The organism is Streptomyces sp. NPDC046862 (genome assembly GCF_040704615.1).
In the GTDB taxonomy this organism is placed as follows: Bacteria; Actinomycetota; Actinomycetes; order Streptomycetales; family Streptomycetaceae; genus Streptomyces.
The window spans coordinates 1-19,072 of the sequence record NZ_JBEYXP010000074.1; the positions used below are offsets into that span (position 1 = coordinate 1).

Annotated in this window: 17 protein-coding genes and 1 pseudogene; 8 read left to right on the forward strand and 10 right to left on the reverse strand. The window is 70.9% G+C overall.

Annotated features, from left to right (window positions below):
* Window positions 1-91: 91 nt before the first annotated feature.
* From AB0959_RS47545 to AB0959_RS47560, 4 genes and pseudogenes are all read right to left on the reverse strand, one after another.
* Entirely contained in the window at window positions 92-328 is a 237-nt protein-coding gene (locus AB0959_RS47545; RefSeq protein WP_366833182.1) for a hypothetical protein, read from the reverse strand.
* A gap of 388 nt (window positions 329-716) precedes the next feature.
* A complete protein-coding gene (locus AB0959_RS47550; RefSeq protein ID WP_366833183.1) occupies window positions 717-2,756 on the reverse strand; it encodes a S8 family serine peptidase in 2,040 nt (679 codons plus the stop codon).
* 303 nt (window positions 2,757-3,059) lie between these two features.
* Entirely contained in the window at window positions 3,060-3,863 is an 804-nt protein-coding gene (locus AB0959_RS47555; protein ID WP_366833184.1) for a class I SAM-dependent methyltransferase, read from the reverse strand.
* Between the two features lie 52 nt (window positions 3,864-3,915).
* Window positions 3,916-4,202, reverse strand: a pseudogene (locus tag AB0959_RS47560) (cupin domain-containing protein); the annotation flags it as partial.
* A 150-nt stretch (window positions 4,203-4,352) separates the two neighbouring features.
* Here AB0959_RS47560 and AB0959_RS47565 point away from each other — a divergent pair.
* The 4 genes from AB0959_RS47565 to AB0959_RS47580 all read left to right on the forward strand — a co-directional run bounded on the left by AB0959_RS47565 (window position 4,353) and on the right by AB0959_RS47580 (window position 8,371).
* The gene (locus tag AB0959_RS47565; protein ID WP_366833185.1) at window positions 4,353-6,611 is read left to right on the forward strand and encodes a helix-turn-helix transcriptional regulator; all 2,259 of its coding nucleotides are present in this window, start codon (window positions 4,353-4,355) and stop codon (window positions 6,609-6,611) included.
* 6 nt (window positions 6,612-6,617) lie between these two features.
* Complete coding sequence (locus AB0959_RS47570; RefSeq protein ID WP_366833186.1) at window positions 6,618-7,175, forward strand: XRE family transcriptional regulator; 558 nt, start codon at window positions 6,618-6,620, stop codon at window positions 7,173-7,175.
* A 96-nt stretch (window positions 7,176-7,271) separates the two neighbouring features.
* A complete protein-coding gene (locus tag AB0959_RS47575) occupies window positions 7,272-7,607 on the forward strand; it encodes a metalloregulator ArsR/SmtB family transcription factor (RefSeq protein WP_366833187.1) in 336 nt (111 codons plus the stop codon).
* Window positions 7,604-8,371: a cation transporter gene (locus tag AB0959_RS47580; protein ID WP_366833227.1), complete on the forward strand. Its 768-nt coding sequence runs from the start codon at window positions 7,604-7,606 to the stop codon at window positions 8,369-8,371. Before AB0959_RS47575 ends, AB0959_RS47580 begins: the two co-directional genes overlap by 4 nt.
* 52 nt (window positions 8,372-8,423) lie before the next feature.
* On the opposite strand, the gene AB0959_RS47585 is transcribed toward AB0959_RS47580, so the two are convergent.
* A complete protein-coding gene (locus tag AB0959_RS47585) occupies window positions 8,424-8,828 on the reverse strand; it encodes a hypothetical protein (RefSeq protein ID WP_366833188.1) in 405 nt (134 codons plus the stop codon).
* Between the two features lie 171 nt (window positions 8,829-8,999).
* On the opposite strand from AB0959_RS47585, the gene sigJ reads away from it, so the two are divergent.
* Window positions 9,000-9,953 (forward strand): RNA polymerase sigma factor SigJ, encoded by a 954-nt coding sequence (sigJ, locus tag AB0959_RS47590; RefSeq protein WP_366833189.1) that lies wholly within the window; start codon window positions 9,000-9,002, stop codon window positions 9,951-9,953.
* Window positions 9,954-10,048: 95 nt separating this feature from the next.
* Here sigJ and AB0959_RS47595 read toward each other — a convergent pair whose 3' ends face one another.
* Both AB0959_RS47595 and AB0959_RS47600 read right to left on the reverse strand, forming a co-directional pair.
* Window positions 10,049-11,542, reverse strand: a complete 1,494-nt coding sequence (locus AB0959_RS47595) for a hypothetical protein (RefSeq protein WP_366833190.1) — start codon at window positions 11,540-11,542, stop codon at window positions 10,049-10,051.
* On the reverse strand, window positions 11,542-11,742 hold the full coding sequence (locus AB0959_RS47600; protein ID WP_366833191.1) for a hypothetical protein: 201 nt from the start codon (window positions 11,740-11,742) through the stop codon (window positions 11,542-11,544). Before AB0959_RS47600 ends, AB0959_RS47595 begins: the two co-directional genes overlap by 1 nt.
* 173 nt (window positions 11,743-11,915) lie before the next feature.
* Between AB0959_RS47600 and AB0959_RS47605 the strand changes: the two genes are divergently transcribed.
* On the forward strand, window positions 11,916-12,587 hold the full coding sequence (locus AB0959_RS47605; protein ID WP_366833192.1) for a response regulator transcription factor: 672 nt from the start codon (window positions 11,916-11,918) through the stop codon (window positions 12,585-12,587).
* The gene (locus tag AB0959_RS47610) at window positions 12,584-14,008 is read left to right on the forward strand and encodes a HAMP domain-containing sensor histidine kinase (RefSeq protein WP_366833193.1); all 1,425 of its coding nucleotides are present in this window, start codon (window positions 12,584-12,586) and stop codon (window positions 14,006-14,008) included. Before AB0959_RS47605 ends, AB0959_RS47610 begins: the two co-directional genes overlap by 4 nt.
* Before the next feature lie 65 nt (window positions 14,009-14,073).
* Here the strand turns inward: AB0959_RS47610 and AB0959_RS47615 are convergent, their stop codons facing one another.
* Window positions 14,074-15,234, reverse strand: a complete 1,161-nt coding sequence (locus AB0959_RS47615; protein ID WP_366833228.1) for an MFS transporter — start codon at window positions 15,232-15,234, stop codon at window positions 14,074-14,076.
* A gap of 145 nt (window positions 15,235-15,379) precedes the next feature.
* Complete coding sequence (locus tag AB0959_RS47620; RefSeq protein ID WP_366833194.1) at window positions 15,380-16,258, reverse strand: helix-turn-helix transcriptional regulator; 879 nt, start codon at window positions 16,256-16,258, stop codon at window positions 15,380-15,382.
* A 157-nt stretch (window positions 16,259-16,415) separates the two neighbouring features.
* Between AB0959_RS47620 and AB0959_RS47625 the strand changes: the two genes are divergently transcribed.
* Complete coding sequence (locus AB0959_RS47625; protein WP_366833195.1) at window positions 16,416-17,807, forward strand: MFS transporter; 1,392 nt, start codon at window positions 16,416-16,418, stop codon at window positions 17,805-17,807.
* 73 nt (window positions 17,808-17,880) lie between these two features.
* Here AB0959_RS47625 and AB0959_RS47630 read toward each other — a convergent pair whose 3' ends face one another.
* On the reverse strand, window positions 17,881-18,957 hold the full coding sequence (locus tag AB0959_RS47630) for a sulfotransferase (RefSeq protein WP_366833197.1): 1,077 nt from the start codon (window positions 18,955-18,957) through the stop codon (window positions 17,881-17,883).
* Window positions 18,958-19,072 lie beyond the last annotated feature (115 nt).

The following is a 19,072-nucleotide window of genomic DNA, read 5'->3' on the forward strand; positions in this document are numbered from 1 at the left end:
ACGACGAGCACTCACACCTTGCCTAACGACCGCCCACACCAGCCGTCACAAAATCATCCCTAACTACCAACTACTCAGATCAGATGCTCTCTTAGTCGCTGGTGCACTTGGGGTACTTCGAGCCCCGATTGCAGTCGTGGTAGTCGTACTTGCTGACCCGGAACTTCTTCTCCTTACCTGCCTTGGCCGGATCCACGACCAGGTAGAACGTCTTCCCGTCCTTGATCTTTTCAGTGACCTGCCCATCGGGACCCTGGTCGAAGTCCCGCGCACAGCCGGCGAGTGCGAGGGCGGTGACTGCCACCAGGACGGGGGCAAGGCGATGCATGTCGTGCTCCGATCAGCTTGGAAGGAAACCAAAGCCTAGGCACAGCGGCCTGACTGCCTGTCAGTCGGGGTGATCACATTTGCGAATCACCCTCTGCGGGGGAAGGCCTGTGAAGAGCTGTGAGTGTCTCGGCACATCGGCTTCAAGGGCAGCAGGTCGAAGCCACGTCGCGTGTGCGTGGCGGTTCGCCGAACTGCTCTCGGGCAGCTGCGTGAGGTGTAGTGGACGAGGACCTGGCGGCGCCGAGGACCCGGCTCATGGAATCACGCAACCGGATCGCGGCGGCCGCCGGCATCGCCCTCGACGGCACGTGGCGTCCACGGCGCGCATCGGAGTGACCGCACTTGGTCTCCGGCGGAGAGCGAACCGGCTTGTCGACGACAGGACGTCAGGAGACGCGCCAGGCGAAGGCGTACGGCTGCGGGAAGCGGGTGATGCGGTGGGCGCGCACGATGACCGCGACGTCTCCGGCGGGGATGTCGTCCCACTGGACCTGCTCGACGTTGTTGGTGCGGTCGAACCCGGCGGACGTGCCCATGTTTCCGTGGCGCTCACGGCCGTCGGCAGCCTGGACGACGAGGTCGAGGTCGTTCTGCAGGGCCGCGCCGGCCGGGTCCGTCCAGACCAGCGTGACCTTGAACATCGGCACCGGACCGCCGTTCCGCTCCGGGACCCGTATGCGCACAACCTCCTGTTCACCCTGGTCCAGCGGGCCGCCCTCCTGGAACCCCGCACGGTCGTGGTCTCCCGGAAGGACCACCGAGCGGGAGAGGTCGACGCGGCCGAAGCCGGAGTTGTTGTTGGGCGACGGGCCGGCCTCCGACGGGGTGTACTGACCCGGGAGCTCCACCGCGCCGTTGATCAGCATGGCTTTGATGAGCGCCGCGCTCGGCCGGGGGGTGCCGTTCTTCACCAGGGTCTCGCGCAGGACCGCCACGCAACCGGCGACCAGCGGCGTGGCCATGCTGGTGCCGCTGAGGAAGTGGAACCTCGGGTCCGCGGAGGAGCCGAAGGGGTCATCGGGGAGGCTCGCCGCGGAACGTGACAGCGCGGAGAGGATCGAGGTGCCGGGGCCGACGACGTCCGGCTTGATCCGGCCTTCCCGGGTAGGTCCGCGGTTGCTGAAGGCAGCCATTCCGTCCGGGTCGTCCGCCTGCCGGTCGTCACGGATCGGGTTGACCGGATAGTCCCGGCCCCAGAGTTGGCCGTAGGTGGAGGGGATGTCCGGGCGGTGGTTTTCGCTGGCCCCGATGGTGATGCAGTTCTTGGCCGCCCCTTCCGACCCGACGTCCCCCAGGTTGATGCGGCCGTCACGGTCCCGGTCGTTGCCGTCGTTGCCCGCCGCGAAGCAGATCACGAGGTCCTGGTGGTTCCAGACCATGTCGTCGATCTCGAACGCGCTCCTGTCGTACGGCAGCCCCGGCTCGATCGAGCCCCAGGAGTTGGTGTGCACGCGCGCTCCGTCGCTGTCGTAGGGAGCCGTGAAGAGGTCGCGCAGGTCCACGGGGATTCCGCCAAGGTGGCCGCGACGGTCCAGGAGCGACTGCAGCACCAGGGTGGCCCGGGGCGCGGTGCCCTGGACGGCTCCTCCCATCGCGGGCGACGTGTCGTTGCCGAGCACGGAGCCCGCGACGTGGGTGCCGTGCCCTTCGGGGTCGTCCGCCCGGGTGGGCCGGCCGAGGGCGTACAGACGGGCGACCCGGCCCGTGAACGCACTGTGGACATTCGTGGTGGAGCCCAGGTCGAGGCCGGTGTCGGCCACCGCCACGACCTGTCCCTCGCCTTGCTGCGGGGTGCCATTCATGGCGATGTCGGCGTGCAGGATCGGTCGGGCGACGCTGTTGTACAGACCCCGCTCAGGCACCTTTTCGACCTGCCGCACCTCGTCCACGGCCGTGAGCGCGGCCAGGGACTCCTCCGGCACCTCCACGCGCAGTTTGTCGCGGGCGGGACGCAGGTCGTCGGGGTCGAGCCCGACCGCCGCCGCGATCCGCTGCCGCACTTCCTGAGAGCCCGGGTCGACGTCTTCGTGGAGGGCGACGTCGACGACGCGCGTCCCCGGAACCACGGCGTCGGCGGGTGCCCGAAGCACCGAGATGTCCGGCCGCAGCCCTTCCCCGCGCAGCGATGGGGCGATCTTGAAACCCTCGAGATACACGTCGGCCCAGGTCACGAAGGGCAGCGCGCGGACCGCGTCCAGGTCGGACGGCTGGTATCCGCACAGATACGTGTTCTGCGGCACGTATTCGTGGATCACGGCGCCCAGTTGCGCCAGTTGTGTCTTCTCCTCGGGGGAGAGCACGTGGTCGGTCTGGACGAGAACGTAGTTCGACTGGGAGGCGTCCTCGGCGATCAGGGATGCGTGGGCCAACTCGTCTCTCTGGGCCAGCGGGTCGAGCGTCACTCCGTTGATGGTGATGCGAGCCATGCTTGAGCTCCGTATTCCGTAATCTCCGCGATGTGGGAGTTTTCAGGCGGTAGTTGAAGTCCATGACCACGGGACGGTGGTCCGACGCCATGGCTTGTCCCTGCCGACGCCCGGGGGGAACCGCGGCTCGGTGCATCGGGCAGCTCGCTCGCGGCGGCACGCCCACGCTGGGGATTTTCGGCACCGAGGAGTGGGTCCACTGGCCGGTCTCCGGAAGGCGGCTCACCGCGTTGTCGTGCGCGACGGGTGACGTCCGAGGTTTGTGTGCCCCGCCGACCCCGGTCCACGGGCACCTCACAGGTCCTATGAACAGTGTCCGTCCGGCCCGGGGCCGCTGCAACGCGGGAAACGTCCCGTCAGCTTCCCGAGTCGTTCCTCCCTCGGCTCCGGCGCATCGCTCTTCCCGACGGTCCTCAACTCGTCCAGCTCCTCCAGCTCGTCCAGTGGAAGACACGGGTGGAGCGGCCCAGCAGGACCCGCCCCCGGCCGACGCAGCACCAGCACGGCAAGGCCCGCCGCGTCGAACCGCTCGGCCGACTCGAACGCCTCGCACAACACACCGAGTTCGTCCTCGTCCAGGGCGATGTGGCGCCGCTCGGCCGGCGTGTTCTCCGCGAGGGGGGTGATGATGACGAGAGCCCCGCCCGTACGCAGCCGCGAGGCCAGGCGGCGCAGGGTGCTGCAGCGGTGACGGATGAAGGCGACAGCGAGTCGCTTGGTGATGAGGTCGTAGCCGTCCTCGTCCAGATGACCCAGATCGTCATGCTCGACGTCCAGGCACAGCCACCGCACCCCGTCCGTGTCGGCGTTCTCCGAGCGTGCCCGCGTGAGGGCACCCTCGGCGAAGTCGGCACCGTCTACGGCGTAGCCCAACGACGCCAGGAACACGGCCAGGTCACCGGTCCCACAGCAGGCGTCGAGAGCCCGTCCGCCCCCTGGGTGCGCCGGAACCTGCTCGGCGAGCAGTTCCTTCTCCTCGTCTCCCAGTGGTCGGAAACCGCGCCGTCGGTGAAGTGCGCGGACCAGTCGGCCCGGGTGTATCCCACAGAGTGCTCCTCGTACACGGCGTACCGCTCGGGTGCTGCCAGGCCAGACGGCTGTGGTCAACGTCGCTCTGTCTGAGTGAGGGGGGTCCCTCCGGTACTGCGTGGCGCGGCCGTCAGCCGGTCACGGTGACGGTCGCGAGGGCGGCGGCGCACTGCTCGTCGGTGACCGGCTCCAGCCAGGTGGTGACGTCACCGGTTCCGTCACCGACGACCATGGCGATGTGGGCCATGAGGTTGGTGTCGGTGGCGCCGTGCCAGTGCTCCTCACCGGCCGGGCCTTGACGGTCTCACCGGCGCTGACGCGGACGACGCTGCCGTCGCGGGTGCCGACCAGACCGACGCCGTCGGTGAGGTGAAGGACCTGACCCAGGGCGTGGGAGTGCCAGTTGGTGCGGGCACCCCCGGCTGGAGAACCCGCCGTGTTCGTCGCCGGGTCGGAGTTGCTCCGGGGCGAGCGATCCAACGCGCGAATTTACGAGTGAATTGATGAGTGAACTCTCGAGCGATTCAGGGCGCGATGGGGATAGGGTGCACATCGGAGGTGAGCTCTGTGCCCACGGAGAACGAGCTGCTCGGCGCTGTCGATGCGCTGCTGCACCGGGTCGACCAGAACGACCTGCCGCCGCCCGCTGAGCGCAGGCGACTGCGCGAGGCCGCCGATCTGACGCAGGCCGACATCGCGACGGCGCTCGGTACCCGCCGGGAAGCGGTGGGGAACTGGGAGTCGGGCAGGACCGAACCGCGGGCGCCGCAGCGCGCCGCCTACGCCCGGCTGCTCGAAGGCCTGGCCGCGCGCTTCCCCGCCCCCAACGGCGAGGCGGCGGCTTCCGGGCCCGCCAAGCTGGAGGCGTTCACCACGGAGCCCGCCGCGCCGGAGGCCGTCGCTGCCGAGCCCGCCGTGCCGGACGCGTTCCCCACCGAGCCCACCCCGGCTCCATCGGTTCCCGCCGCCGCGGAAGCGCCCGCACGGCCGCGGTCGACCGCCAAGTCGCCGTGGACCGCCAGTTCACCATCGACGTCGCGTCGCCCGGGCGCGAACAAGGCGGCGAAGACGCCCACCGCCTCGACGGCCACAGCCGCCCCGCGCTTCGAGAACGGCCCGCTGGCGGTCGTCGACGTCCACGACGGTGAGGTGTCGGCGTACTGCGTCGGAGGCCTGGTCCTCGACGTGCCCGCCAAGTCCCTCCCCGCGCTGGTGGAGTGGACGCTGTCCGACGCGAAGCTCGGACAGGCCCGCCTGCACCGCAACGGCAAGGACGGCGACCCGGTCCTGGTCCTGACTCCCGCCGCGCTGGAGCGCTACGGCCTGCCGGCCGAGCTGTCGGAGGAGGAGCGGCGCGCGGGCCGGCTCAAGGACAGTCACAAGGTGATCAAGCAGCTCGCCCGTGCCGAATGGCAGCTCACGAAGCGCGGGTTCGGGCCGTGGGCGCGGATCTACCGGCCGGCCGACGGGGCCCAGCGCAACTGCGTGCAACTGTGCATCCCGGCCTGGCACGCGCTGGACGCGCGGGAGTGGGACAGGAAGGACGCCCCGCGACTGCCGGCCATGCACCCGGCGGACCTGGCCCGGTATCTGGGTACGTACGCGGAGCGGGTGATGACGCCGCGCGGCACCACGGCGGTCACCGGCCTGGAGCTGATGACGGCGCTGCGGCCGCCGACCCGGGCGGAGAAGGACGAGGCGACCGGCGAGTTCCGGCGGGCGTTCAACGCGGACGCGCTCACCGCGGTGTACGACGTCGTGGACTGCGAGGTCCCCGACGAGCACCCGAACCTCAAGGGCCGGTTCGCGCGGCACCACCTGCGCACCCCGGCAGAGATCCTGATGGAGGAGCCCTACGACTGGTGCCGGCGGCTGACCGACGAGGAGTGCATGAAGCCGTATCTGGTCGCGATCGACGTCAACATGGCGTTCGCGGCGGCCGCCAACGGACTGACCGTCGGGCTGAACGGCCCCACCCACCTGACCGGCAACCCGCGGTTCGATCCGGCGCTTCCCGGCTCGTGGCTGGTAGATCTGAGCCACGTCGACCTCTCCCGTGTGCGGATCAACGGCCGTACGGTCGACGGTGACCGGCTGCCCAGCCCGTTCACGCCGAAGGGCGACCGGCCCGAGGGCCCGGCCTGGTACGCCACCCCGACCGTGGCGTACGCGGTGGAGCTCGGCTTCGACGTCGCGCCCATCGAGGCGTACGTGCGCACCAAGACCGGTCGCTATCTGGACCCCTGGTACAAGCGGCTGCGGGACGCCTACGTGACGACGATGGCCGATCTCGGCGTCACCACGGCCATGGGCGGGAGCGAGTTCCTTGAGGCGATGGCTCGCTCCAAGGACGTCGACCCGACGATGGCGCTGCTGGTGAACGCGATCAAGTCGACCGCGAAGGGCGGCATCGGCAAGCTGCGCCAGCGCAACCGGGGGCAGATGCCGTACTACGAGCCGTGGCCCGCCCTCGCGAGGGAGACGTGGCGCCCCGACATCCGGGCCGCCGTGCTGTCCAGCGTGAGGGTCGGCATGCACCGCAAGCTGATGAAGACCGCCGCCGCGGTCGGCCTCTACCCCGTCGCGATCGGCACCGACGCCATCGTCTACCCCTCCACCGGCCCGAGCCCGCTCGACGTCCTGCCGTACATGGACGACGGCAAGCCCGTGCCGGGCACGTTCCGGCTGGGCATCTCGCCGGGGATGGTCAAGCACCAGGGCACCCGGACCGTGCTGTGGGCGGAGCAGCAGTTCGAGGAGCACGGTGGCGTGTTCAACCTCGCCAACCTCATCAAGACCGACCAGGCGGCTGGGGAAGGGGAATAGCCGACGATGGTGGACTCGATCGGGGACAGCCTGGACCGTGCGTTGCAGGGAGCGTTCACCCGCCCTGCGCCCAAGTCCGCGCAGGCGCAGATGAAGTATCTGGTCAAGCAGCTCAAGGGGACCAGGAACGTCGCCCAGGCGCTGGGAGTGTCCCAGCGCACCGTGGAGCGGTACGTGGTCGGCAAGCTCAAGCGGCCCCGCCGGGAACTGCGGGAACGCATCGAGCGTGAGGTGAAACGGCGCTGGCAGCCGCAGGTGAGGGCGAAGGCGAAGAAGAAGGCCGTCAGTACCGACGGCATCGTCGTCTCCACCCGGGCCCGCTTCGGGTTCACCGCCGCACCGGGCACCACCGACGACGCCCGCATCCGCGACATCACCCAGGCCCTGCCGCCGCGCTGGGCGGACCGCCTCTTCGAGGCCCGCGACGCCGGCGCCACCGAACAGCAACTCCAGCGCATCGCGGCCGAGGGCCTGGCCGAGATGTACTTCCGCGCCGACAACACCCGCGCCCAAGGCCTGGGTGTGGAGTTCACCGACGTGGAGGAGATCGAGATCGAGCTCTAGCCGCGCCGTCCAGTGTGGTGCGTCGTCAACTTCGGCCCGAGGGCGCCGATCGATTCAGGTTTTCCTGAATTCATGGATCGCTGTACTGTCGTGTTCGTGTTGACCGTCACCCCCGACATCGACGTGCTGTCCCGCTTCGGCCGTGCGCTCGCCGACCCGATTCGCTGCCGGATCCTGCTCGCCCTGCGGCAGGCACCGGCCTATCCGGCCGACCTCGCCGACGCTCTCGACGTCTCCCGCACCCGGCTGTCGAACCACCTGGCGTGCCTGCGGGACTGCGGCCTGGTCATCACCGCACCCGACGGCCGGCGCACCCGCTACGAACTCGCGGACGAACGTCTCGGCCACGCCCTGGACCACCTCCTCGCCGCGGTGGTCGCCGTCGAGGAGGACAAGACCTGCCCCGACGCCGCCACGAAAGGCTGCTGCTGACGGTGTCCGAATCCCTGTCCCTGGGACCGTCACCGTCCCGCCGCGAGGCACTCGCCCGCCGCATACGGCTGCTGGTGACCGCGACCATCACCTACAACGTGATCGAGGCCGTCGTCGCCCTCACCGCGGGCTCCGTGGCGTCGTCGACCGCGCTGATCGGCTTCGGCCTGGACTCGGTCATCGAGGTCTCCTCCGCCGCCGCGGTCGCCTGGCAGTTCTCCGCCCGTGAGCACGCCGTGCGGGAGGCCAGGGAGAGGACCGCCCTGCGCGTCATCGCGTTCTCCTTCTTCGCCCTTGCCACCTACGTCACGGTCGACGCGATCCGCGCCCTGACCGGTACCGGTGAGGCCGACCGCTCGATCACCGGCATCGTGCTGGCCACCCTGTCCCTGGCCGTGATGCCCTTCCTCTCGGCCGCGCAACGCCGCGCCGGCCGTGAACTCGGCTCCGCCAGCGCGGTGGCGGACTCCAAGCAGACCCTGCTGTGTACCTACCTCTCCGCCGTTCTCCTGATCGGCCTGCTCCTCAACGCCACCCTCGGCTGGTCCTGGGCCGACCCGATCGCCGCTCTCGTCATCGCCACCCTCGCGATCAAGGAGGGCCGTGACGCCTGGCAGGGGAAGGGCTGTTGCGCACCGTCGGCCACCATCGAAGTGACAGCGGCCGACGTGACAGCGGCCGACGTGACAGCGGCCGACGTGGCAGCGGTCGACGCGGAGGAGCACGGGTGCGGCTGCCGGCCGGGATGCGCTTGCTGTGCGTGAACAGGACCGTGCGCAGAGCCCTCTCCGGCTGTGCTCACCGCCCGCGCGGCGGCTACGACCGGGTGTCCGAGCGCCCCGACAGGCGGGCGGACAGCACCTGACCCAGCGCCAGCACGCTCAGGCCGAACATCAGGATGCCCAGGGGGACGTGGAGCGACGGCATGTGCGCGATGCCCAGCACCACCTGCACCGAAGCGAGTACGAGGAAACCGGACGCGTACAGGATGGGGCGCGGCGCCCCGCCGCCAGGCCGCCACGCCAGGATCGCGGCGAGCACGTACACCATCGACGCGCCGTACATCACGCGTGCTCCCACGCTGTGGAGTACCTCGCCGTGGGACGAGGACAGCAACAGTCCCGCGGTGACCGCCTGGAAGAAGATGGCCAGGGTCTGCAGGGCTATCGCGACCCGCAGGAACGTGAAGCTGCGGTGTGCTGCCGTCGTCTGTGTGGCCATGGCACGGTCCCCTCTTCTGCCCCGCGGCGGTGGATCGGTAGTGTCCCGGTGGTCCGACGACGTGGGCCCGCGAAACGTGAGGCGAAGCGCCACCCTCACATTCCTGTGCGTTGCTTCGTCGAAGCAGCGAGAGCGGAAACGGACGAGAAGAACCAGGGAGTGGGCGCGGCGATGAGCACCCCAGCAGAACCAGGGCACGACCGGCCCGAGCCGGGCCTGAGCGCGATCGTCGGCGAGCGGCGACATCTGATCAATCTCGCCTACCGGCTGCTCGGTTCGCTGGCCGAGGCCGAGGACGCCGTGCAGGAGACCTATACGCGCTGGTACGCGATGTCGCGAGAACGGCAGGAGGCCATCGAGTCGCCCGGTGCCTGGCTGACGACGGTGGCCACCCGCATCTGCCTGGACATGCTCGGCTCGGCACGGGTCCGGCGCGAGCGCTACGTCGGCGAATGGATCCCCGAGCCGCTGCCCGACCGTACGGAGTGGATTGGCGGGCCGGCGGGCGGCGGCGGGGCCGGGATGGCCGACCCCGCCGACCGGGTCACCCTGGACGAGTCGGTGAACATGGCCTTCCTCGTCGTCCTGGAGTCGATGACGCCGGCCGAACGCGTGGCGTTCATCCTGCACGACGTCTTCCGGTACCCCTTCGCCGAGGTCGCCGACATCGTCGGCCGGACACCGGCGGCCTGCCGGCAACTGGCGTCCTCGGCCCGTCGGCGCATCCGCGCCGCGCGCGCTCCGGTGGTTCCGACGGCCGGGCAGGCCGGCCTGGTGCGGCACTTCAAGGAGGCGTGGGAGGCCCGGGACATCAAGGCCCTCGTCGATCTTCTCGACCCCGACGCCACGATGATCGCCGACGGCGGCGGAATGGTCGGCACCGTCCTCCGTCCGGTCGGGGGCAGCGTTCGCATCGCCCAGTACCTGATCCACATCGCCGACAAAGCGCCTGGGCTGACGCTCCTGGAGCGGACGGTCAACGGCCAGCCCGGCCTCGTCGCCCAGCGCGCCGGCGTCACGGTGACCGTGGCGGCGTTCAGCCTCACCGGCGGCCGCATCACCCGCATCTGGGCGGTCCGCAACCCGGAGAAACTCCGTCCGTGGACCGAGAGGGAACGGGGCTGACCGCGCACCGTGCATATCGATCTCACCGTGCCCAGGTGGCAACCCCTACCAGGAGGCGGCCTTCGCGCGCCACGCCGACGAACAGACCCCGCCTGTCACTTGGGTGGGAGATAGACGCGGTAGCCGCGGTGGACGCGCAGTCCGGGCAGGGGACGGGAGGTCCATTGGCGGGCGTACGCGGGGGGCTTGTGGTGGGGCCGCACCAGAACCGCGACCGGCTCGTGCCGGGTGGTGGTGAGGATCTTCGCGACGGTCGTGTTCTGGTTGTGTCCGGTGAACTGCCCGGAGGCGCAGCGTGCCTGGTACCCGACGGGAGTGGCGAGGCGGCCGGTGACCAGGCAGGGCGGCCGCACCCCGTACGTCCGCAGGTCGGCGGCGATGCGGGCGTAGTCGCCGGCGTCATCGGAGGCCGCACGGACCGCGCGGGTCAGCACCAGGTGCTGGCTGAACAGCTGCACCAGGACGAGCGCGGCGACCAGCGCGATGCCGACGGGCCGCCAGGAGGGCCGTACGGAGCGGGCGGTCGCGGTCAGGGCGTCCGCGACGGGGAGGGACAGCAGCGCATAGGCAGGGAGCAGGAAACGAGGGGCCGCGTAGTCGATGAGCAGCAGATACGGGACTGCTGCGGACAGGCCGCACAGGGCGGGCAGCAGAGCCGTGGCGAGCCGCCTGGCCGAAGCGGACGCCAGGACGCCGCCGATCGTCAGGATCGGAGTGGCGAACCACCAGATCGCGCTCGTGCGATGCCGCCAGGGCACCGTGCAGGGGCGGCAGAGCTCCGGGCCGCCGGCCAGTGTGCGCAGCTGATCGCTGATCGCGACATGCCAGCTGATGCCTCCCTCGATCGCGCCGGCGCGATGCAGTCGCGCGATCACGCCGCCGTACGACACATAGGCCTCGATGATCCACTGCGCGCCGCCGAGTGCGAGACCGGCGACCAGGACCGCGAGGAGTTCCGGCCGCCGGCAGCGGCGCACGAAGAGCCCGGCGATCGCCATCGGCAGGGACAGCCACACCGCGTCCGAGGGACGGAAGAGCGCGGCGGCCGCGAGGGCGAGCCCCAGGCCGATGAGCGCCCGCCGGTCGCCGCGGTCCCCGGCGACCCGCAGGAAACAGCCGACCGCGGCGAGTCCGCTGAGGGCGACCCAGAGGTTCGGCATCGCCTGAGGGCCGTACAGCTGAGTCACCCACAGGCCGGCGAAGAGCAGCCCGGCCAGCGCGAGCACCACCGTCGGCCGCAGCCGCCGCCACACCCGCAGGGCGAGGAAGAGCCCGGCGCCGGACAGGACGGCGAGATACCACCGCAGGGCGAGCGTGGACGAGGTCAGGAGGGTGATCGGGGCGACAAGGACCGGCACACCGCGGGCGCGTGGCGCGCTGAAGTAGGCGGACGGGATGTGCGGGGCGACCTGGCTGACGTACACCGTCTCGTCCCAGCTCGGATTCAGTCCGGGGACCACGAACAGCAATTGGGCCAGGGTGAAGCAGACCGCCACCGCGAGCAGTGGCAGCAGACCTTCGGCCGCGACCTTCGTCCCGGCGGGGCGGGAGCGCGGCCGGGACGGAACGGCGGAAGTGATCGCCGACACTACGCGCCCCCGCGGGGAAGGCCGAGGCTGAGCCCCGCCCGGGCCCACGGCATCTCCGGCAGGGCGCGGCGGCGCCGATACAGCCAACGGACCAGCGCCTGGAGCGCCGGCACGTCCGGGGCGGCGCGCGCCGTCAGGTCTGCGACCGTCGGTGCGGAGTCGAGGGGCTCGCCGGCGAGCAGGGACATGGGGACGTGCATGGTCGTGGTCTCCGTTCACGGCTACGGCCGCCTCCGATGGCGGGCCGGGGCAGTTCCTGCCGTCCGGTGACACACGCTAGGGATGTCGCATTAACAGACCATTAAGCCTTTTTGGCGCGATGCGGGGCCGGACGTCACGCGCCCACCCGCGCCGGGCCGGTTACCCTTCCGACGTGCACTTCCTGGTCGTCGAGGACGAGGTCCGGCTGGCCGGCCTGATCGTCCAGTACCTGAGCGAGTCGGGACACACCGCCGAGGCCCGCCACGACGGGCCCAGCGGGCTTCTCGCGGCCCGCGACCCGCGGGTGGACGCCGTCGTGATGGATGTGATGCTGCCCGGCATGAACGGTGTGACGGTGTGCCGCACCCTGCGCCGGGAGGCCAACGACGTCCCCGTCGTGCTGCTGACCGCCCGCAGCGCGATCGACGAACGCGTCGCGGGACTGGACGCCGGCGCCGACGACTATCTGGTCAAACCCTTCGCCCTGAAGGAGCTGAGCGCCCGCCTGCGCGCCGTCTCCCGCCGCAGGCCCGCCCTCTCCGGCCGTCTCGAGGTCGGTGATCTCGTCCTCGACGCCAGGCAGCGGCGTGCCTGGCGAGCGGGTTTCGAACTGGACCTGTCCCGGCGCGAGTTCGCCGTGCTGGAGATTCTCATGGAGAACGCCGGCTGGGTGGTCAGCCGGAACCGGCTGCTGCAGGAGGCATGGGACGGCGAGCCCGACCTGCACAGCAACTCCGTCGACGTGCACATCTCCAAACTGCGTTCGAAGATCGACAAGCCCTTCGGCCGGGAGAGCATCACCACCCTGCGCGGCACGGGCTACCGCCTGGAAACCCGGACATGACGACGGCCGAGGGTGCGTCCGCGACACCGCGGGTAGGTGCGGCGGAGGCCGGCCGCCGCCCGCGAGGCCCGCGCCGGTGGCACCGGTTGCCCATCGTGCTGCGCCTGGTGCTCGCGGTCGCCGTCACCATGTCCCTCATCCTCGGTGGAGCGGCCGGCCTGGTGTACTGGCGGGTCCAGCACGCCCTGGACGAGCAGCTCGACGCGGACCTGGCCACGTACTACCACGAACTCCGCGTCGACCTGCTCGCAGGCCACAGGCTCGGCGGCCCGGACGGCAGCGCCTACCAGGTCCTCGACACCCGCGGCCGGATCATTCGGGCCAGCGACCTCGTCCGTACCAGGCAGCTGCTCACCGCCTCCGACATCACGTCCGTCACCCACGGCGCCACCGTCCGCCGCGACATCGGAGGGCTGCTGCCCCTCGACCCGCACACCTTGCGGCTGAAGGCCCAGCAGGTACGGCTGCCCGATCACCGCACCGTGATCGCCGTCGCGGCCCTGCGCCGCGGCCACCGCGACGAGGCCCTGCGCGAGCTGCTCGCCCAACTCGCCATCGCCGCCGGCCTCACCCTGCTCGCCGCCTCCTATGTCGGCTACCGCACCGCCCGCGCCGCACTGGATCCGGTGGAACGCTACCGCCGCCGTGCCGCGAGCCTGGCCGGCGGCACCTCGGGTCTGCGGCTGCCCGTGCCCGAGGACCGCGACGACGAACTCACCCGGCTCGGGCACACCCTGAACCAGATGCTCCAACGCCTCGAAGCCGCCGCCGAACGCGAACGCCGGTTCGTCGCGGACGCCAGCCACGAGCTGCGCACCCCCCTCTCCCTGCTGCGCGCCGAACTCGACGTCGCCCTGCACCGCCCGCGCACGGCCGCCGAACTCACCCGGACCCTGCGGTCCGTCGACACCGAGGTCCAACGGCTGATCGACCTGTCCAACGCCCTGCTGGACCTGGAGGAAACCGGCAGCACCCAGCAGGTCGTCCGAGCCCCGGCGGACCTGGCCGATCTCCTCGACGGCGCCGTCTCCCCGCACCGGCGCACCGCCGAGCGCGACGGCCGTTCCCTCACCGTCGACGCCGCCCCCGCGATCGTGCGGGTGGACGTCCGGTGGCTACGGCCGGCCATCGGCAACTTGATCGACAACGCCTTGCGCCATGGACACGGGGACGTCCACCTCGCCGCAGAGGTACGCGAGGGCGTCCTCCGGGTGACCGTCATCGATGACGGGCCCGGTTTCCCGCCCGCGTTCCTGCCCCGCGCGTTCGACCGCTTCGCCCGCGCCGACACCAGCCGCACCACTTCCGGATCCGGGCTGGGTCTGGCCTTCGTCCGAGCGGTCGCCACCGCCCACGGCGGCACCGCGCATGCCGAGAACACCGGTCACGGGGCCGCCGTCATCCTTGACCTGCCCTGCTGACCAGGGCGCCGACAGGGCACCCTCACCCGTGCCGGAGCCGAGGAGCACGACTCAAGACGGTCCGGTCATGTCTTCGCCTCGCCCGCGGGTGCCGCTGCCGCGACACCGCGGTGGGTAACCGTGACCGCCGCCCCCGCCGCCAGGACAACGGCCAGGGCCGCGTAGCCGAAGGTGAGGGTGGTGAGCGTGGCGACGGCGGCGACCAGCAGCGGGCCCCCTGCGTCGCCGAGTTCGCGCCCGAGTTCCGCCGCCCCCATGGTCTGGCCGAGCCGCTCCTGGGAAGTGGAGGCGGCCAGGGCGGCGAAGCCGAGCGGAGTGATCAGCCCGGTTCCCACACCGATGAGGGCGGCCCCGGACAGCACACCGAGCAGGCCTGGCAGCATGGCGCAGCCCAGGCCGGCGGCGGCGACCAGCAGCCCTGTGGTCAACCCCCAACGGGCGGTGAGGCGTCCGGCATCCAGGGCCCGCCCGGCCCTGGGCTGGACCAGGGCGGCGCAGGCGGCGAGAACCGAGACCGCGGCACCAGTGGCCACCGTGCCAAGACCCGCGGCCCGCCCGGAGACGGGCAGAAAACCCACCCCCACCGACAGCGCCGCGGTCGCCGCGGCCAGCGCCGCGGTCGGGACGAGGAACGCCGGGTCGGCCAGTCGCCGGGCCAGGTCGAGCACCGTCTGACGAGCCCTGGACAGCGGCGGTACGACGGGTACGGCGAGCGCGGCCCAGACGGCGACCGCCGCACCGAGCACCGCGAGCACACCGAACAGCAGCCGCAGACCCCCGGCCCACACCACCACACCGCCGAGCAGCGGGCCGAGGGTGTAGCCGATCGACTTGTAGAAGCCGTAACTGCCAAAGGCCCGCCCGTGCCGTGCGGCCGGATTGAGCCGGGCGACCAGAGCGGAAGCCGAGGGGGAGAAGGCCGAGGCAGCGGCCCCCTGGCCAAGACGCGCCGCCCACAGCCAGCCCGGGCTGTCCACCACCGTGTACAGCGCCGAGGCGGCGCAGAACGCCACGAGCCCCCCGAGGAGCACCGGCTTGGCACCGACGCGGTCCGCCAGCGTGCCGAACACGGGCTTGAGGAGCACCTCGGCTCCGTCGTACAGGGCGAGCAGCCCGCCGAGTACCAGCAGCGAGGTAACGGCGTCTTCCGAGAAACCGCCGAGATTGGCCGCGATGCCGTGCGCGCCGAACGCAGTGGTGAACCCCGCCGCGTACAGCGGCCACATCGTCCGCCGGGACGCGCCGGCGCCTGACCGTAGGCTCACGTTCTCTTCCCCTCACCCTGGCGCAGCACGGAGAAGATCAGCTGTTGTCCTCGCGGAGACAGCGACGCGCATGAGGTGCCGGAACCCGGACTCGACCGGATCCCAGTCAAGCACGTTCCTGCCCGGCTCCCCGAACAGGGTGGCCGTCCTGAAGGCGAAGGAACGCGTGGGCGTGAGGCGCCGTGGGGGCGAGGGTGTAGGTGACGATGGTCAGTCCGGGGTCGGCCGGGATCTCGAGGGCGTCGTAGTCGAGGTCGAGGTCGCCGACGGAGGGGTGGTGGAAGCGCTGTTGTCCGCTGCGGTAGTACTCGACGTCGTGCGCGTCCCACCGCGTCGCGAACTCGGCGCTGTGGGCGGCGAGTTCGTCGATGAGGTCGGCGAGGTCGGTGTGACCGGGCGTGCGGGCGGCCTCGGTGCGCAGGCTGCCGACGGCGTCGTGGGCGATGCCGTTCCAGTCGCGGTAGAAGCGGCGTGCACGCGGGTCGAGGAAGACGAAGCGCGCCAGGTTGGGCGGCTGTTCGGCGGTGTCGAGTGCCGCTTCGTACAAGGCGCGGGCGAGCTGGTTGGTGGCGAGCACGTCGAGGTGGGCGTTGCGGACGAAGGCGGCGGCGCCGGTCATGGCGTCGAGGATCTGCTGGAGGCTGTCGCGTACGTGCGAGGCGCCGCCGTCACGGTCGGTGACACGGCAGGGGGCGTTGGCGGCGCGGACGAGGGCGTTCAGGTGGGCGCGTTCGACGTCGTCGAGCCGGAGGGCGGTGGCGAGGCTGTCGAGGATCTCCTCGGAGACGCCACCGACATGGCCGCGCTCCAAGCGGGTGTAGTACTCGACGCTGATCGCGGCGAGCTGCGCGACTTCTGAGCGCCGCAGCCCGCTGACCTGGCGTCGCCCGCCGAAGTCGGGCAGGCCGGCTTCCCGCGGGGTGAGACGGGCACGACGGCTGGTCAGGAAGTTGCGGATGTCCTCGCGGACACTGTCGGTCGGCACCGCTTCAGCGTAGGACACACCCTGGTGCGGAGGGTCCCTGCCAGTACCCCTCCCATCAAGGACTCCCAGGTCAGAGGGGATGCGTGGTTGCGTGGACGCGTGACCGGGCCCAGTGAGCCCGCTACTCGCACCCTCCACGGAAGGATCACTTGCTGTCATGCCCCTCACCGTTTCCTCGCACCGGTCGTCGGAGACGGGCGCGCCCGGGACGAGCCGGCACCCCACGGCGACGCTGGCGGCCGCCGTCCTCGGCTTTTTCATGATCACCCTGGACGCGACGATCGTGAACGTCGCCCTGCCGTCGATCCGTGACGCGCTGGGCGGCGGGATCACCGGCCTGGAGTGGGTGGTCGACGCCTACACGTTGATGTTCGCCGCGCTCCTGCTGTCCGCCGGCTCTCTCTCGGACCGTATCGGTGCTCGCCGCGCGTTCGCGGGCGGCCTGATCCTGTTCGTCGCCGCCTCGGTGGTGTGCGGGCTTGCCCCGTCGCTGCCGGTGCTCATCGCCGCGCGCCTGGTGCAGGGCATCGGCGCGGCCGTGACCATGCCGACCTCGATGGCGCTGGTGCGCCAGGCGTTCCCCGACCCGGCCCGCCGGGCCCGCGCGGTGGGGGTGTGGGCGATGGGCGGCGCCGTGGCGGCTGCCGCGGGCCCGGTACTCGGCGGTGTTCTGACCCTGGTCTCCTGGCGGATGATCTTCTGGATCAACCTGCCGGTCGGCGTCATCACCCTGCTGCTCCTGGCTCGTACGCCGCACTCGCCGACCCGTCCGTCCCCGTTCGACTGGATCGGGCAGAGCACCGCCATTCTCGCGATGGGCGGCCTCACCTTCGGGACGATCGAGGCCGGCGACGCCGGGTTCACCTCTCCTCAGGTAGTGGTCTCGCTCGGAATCGGGGTCGTCGCGCTGGCCGCGTTCGTGACGGCTCAGACGAAAGTGAGCCACCCGATGGTTCCGCTCGCCCTCTTCCGCTCCACGGTCGTGGTCGTCGCCACCGGCATCGGGTTCGCGTTCATGGTCGGCTTCTACGGGTTGCCGTTCCTGTTCTCCCTGTACTTCCAGCAACAGCACGGCCTGTCCGCGCTGGGCGCCGGGATCGCGTTCCTGCCGATGATGCTGGTCAGCGCCTGCCTGACCCCGTTCTCGGCCCGGATCGCCGAGCGAACGGGGCCCGTGGTGCCGGTCATCGCGGGGCTGGTCCTGATCGCGGCCGGGTCGATCGCCCTGGCCGCGGTACCCGCCTCGGTGCCGGTGTGGGCGAGCGCGCTGCTGCTGGTCCCCGTCGGCCTGGCCGGGCCGCTGGTGATGCCCCCGACCACCGCCCTGCTTCTCGAGCACGTGCCGGCCGAGCAGACCGGGACCGCCGGCGGGGTGTTCAACACCAGCCGCCAGGTCGGCGGCGCCCTGGCCGTGGCTGTCTTCGGCGCGTTGATCTCCACCCCCGCCGGCTTCCAGCAGGGCCTGCGCATCAGTCTGGCCCTGGCCGCCGGCATCGCGCTGCTGGCCGCCCTGGCAGCCCCGCGCATGGCCGCCCGTCCCAGTGAGTGATTCTTTCGTGCGGCCATGAGGGCCGCCTGCCGCGGTTGAGGGCCCCTCAGAGACACCACTTCATCCTGCGCCTTCAGTCAGCCGGTGAGCCCGTGAGCCTGCGGTCCGAGAAGTCGTCACCGGCCCGATCGCCCTCCAAGACACGGGTGCCCGGGGCGCAGCTCTCCCTCAACTCGTCGAGTTCGGCGGCCGACAGCCTCCGGGCGGAACCGCGTCGACTGTGGTCGAGTAGCGCGGATGCGGTGAGCAACCACTGCTGGAGGGGAGCGACGCCGATGAACTCGGCCAGGCGGGTCAGCTCCTCGGCGGGATGGTCGAGGAGGTCCTCGTAGGCGAGTGTGGTGCGCTGGTCCGCAGGCAGTTGGCTGAGGAACTCCGTGCCTTCGGCGACGAGTTCTGACCACAGGGCGCCGAACGTCCGCAGGGGGAGGTCCCGGTCGCGCACGAGGGCAGCGTCGAAGCACTCGTCGAGCAGGGGTGACAGGTCCGCGGGCAGCGAACGCACATGCTCGTCGGTCAGATCGGCGAGACTGTCGACACCGGCTCGTGACTTGATCTCGCGCAGCAGGGCGATCGTGCGGTACCCCGGATGACGGCTCATGGACAGGGCGCAGTCCGGCCCCTCTCTGAACATGTGCACGAACCGCGCGTGCGGGAACGCGGCCCGTAGCCCTGGGGCCCAGCCTGTCGAGTAACCGGAGCGCTCCACGACGGCGGTCCGTCCGAACCGCGTGCAGAGCAGGTCGAACAGCGCTCGGTGGTGTTCGGCGGCGGTGCGCTCGGGCCACAGGATCACTGCTGCGCCGAGCTCGTCGAGGAGCCCGTCCGGGTCGTCGGTGAGGTGAGGCAACACCATCAGGGAGAGCGCCGGGATACCGGTGGTCTGCGCCGAATACCTCCCGGGGCGGCGCGTGTAGAGGAACTCCGGCAGCGGCAGCCCGCTACGGATCATCCGCTCGAAGTGCGGAGCCGGCCGGAAGAGTAACTGCCAGAACTCTTCACCGGACACCTTCCCTTCGGGAAAGGCGACGTCGCCCACGGAGGCCATGAACTCGTTGAGACTCAGCACGTCCGGGTGGGCGTTGAGGATGCGTGACAGCGCGGTCGAGCCGCTACGCCCCGTACCAATGACGAAGGTCAAGGAACGCATAGTCACCCTCCGCGGCATCGCGACATTCAGGACCAGGCCTCAGGTTCCAGCTACCTCAGCACTATCCATGACAGCAACGCCTCCAAACCGGCTGGCCCTCGTAGTCGTGTGAGGG

Bases quoted from the DNA above. Each gene is read 5' to 3' on its own strand.
- AB0959_RS47600 (WP_366833191.1), bottom strand. From the start codon at position 11,742: ATGCACGTCCCCATGTCCCTGCTCGCCGGCGAGCCCCTCGACTCCGCA.
- AB0959_RS47585 (WP_366833188.1), bottom strand. From the start codon at position 8,828: ATGGCCACACAGACGACGGCAGCACACCGCAGCTTCACGTTCCTGCGG.
- AB0959_RS47615 (WP_366833228.1), bottom strand. From the start codon at position 15,234: ATGTGGCCGCTGTACGCGGCGGGGTTCACCACTGCGTTCGGCGCGCAC.
- AB0959_RS47630 (WP_366833197.1), bottom strand. From the start codon at position 18,957: ATGCGTTCCTTGACCTTCGTCATTGGTACGGGGCGTAGCGGCTCGACC.
- AB0959_RS47545 (WP_366833182.1), bottom strand. From the start codon at position 328: ATGCATCGCCTTGCCCCCGTCCTGGTGGCAGTCACCGCCCTCGCACTC.
- AB0959_RS47610 (WP_366833193.1), top strand. From the start codon at position 12,584: ATGACGACGGCCGAGGGTGCGTCCGCGACACCGCGGGTAGGTGCGGCG.
- AB0959_RS47570 (WP_366833186.1), top strand. From the start codon at position 6,618: ATGGTGGACTCGATCGGGGACAGCCTGGACCGTGCGTTGCAGGGAGCG.
- AB0959_RS47625 (WP_366833195.1), top strand. From the start codon at position 16,416: ATGCCCCTCACCGTTTCCTCGCACCGGTCGTCGGAGACGGGCGCGCCC.
- sigJ (WP_366833189.1), top strand. From the start codon at position 9,000: ATGAGCACCCCAGCAGAACCAGGGCACGACCGGCCCGAGCCGGGCCTG.
- AB0959_RS47550 (WP_366833183.1), bottom strand. From the start codon at position 2,756: ATGGCTCGCATCACCATCAACGGAGTGACGCTCGACCCGCTGGCCCAG.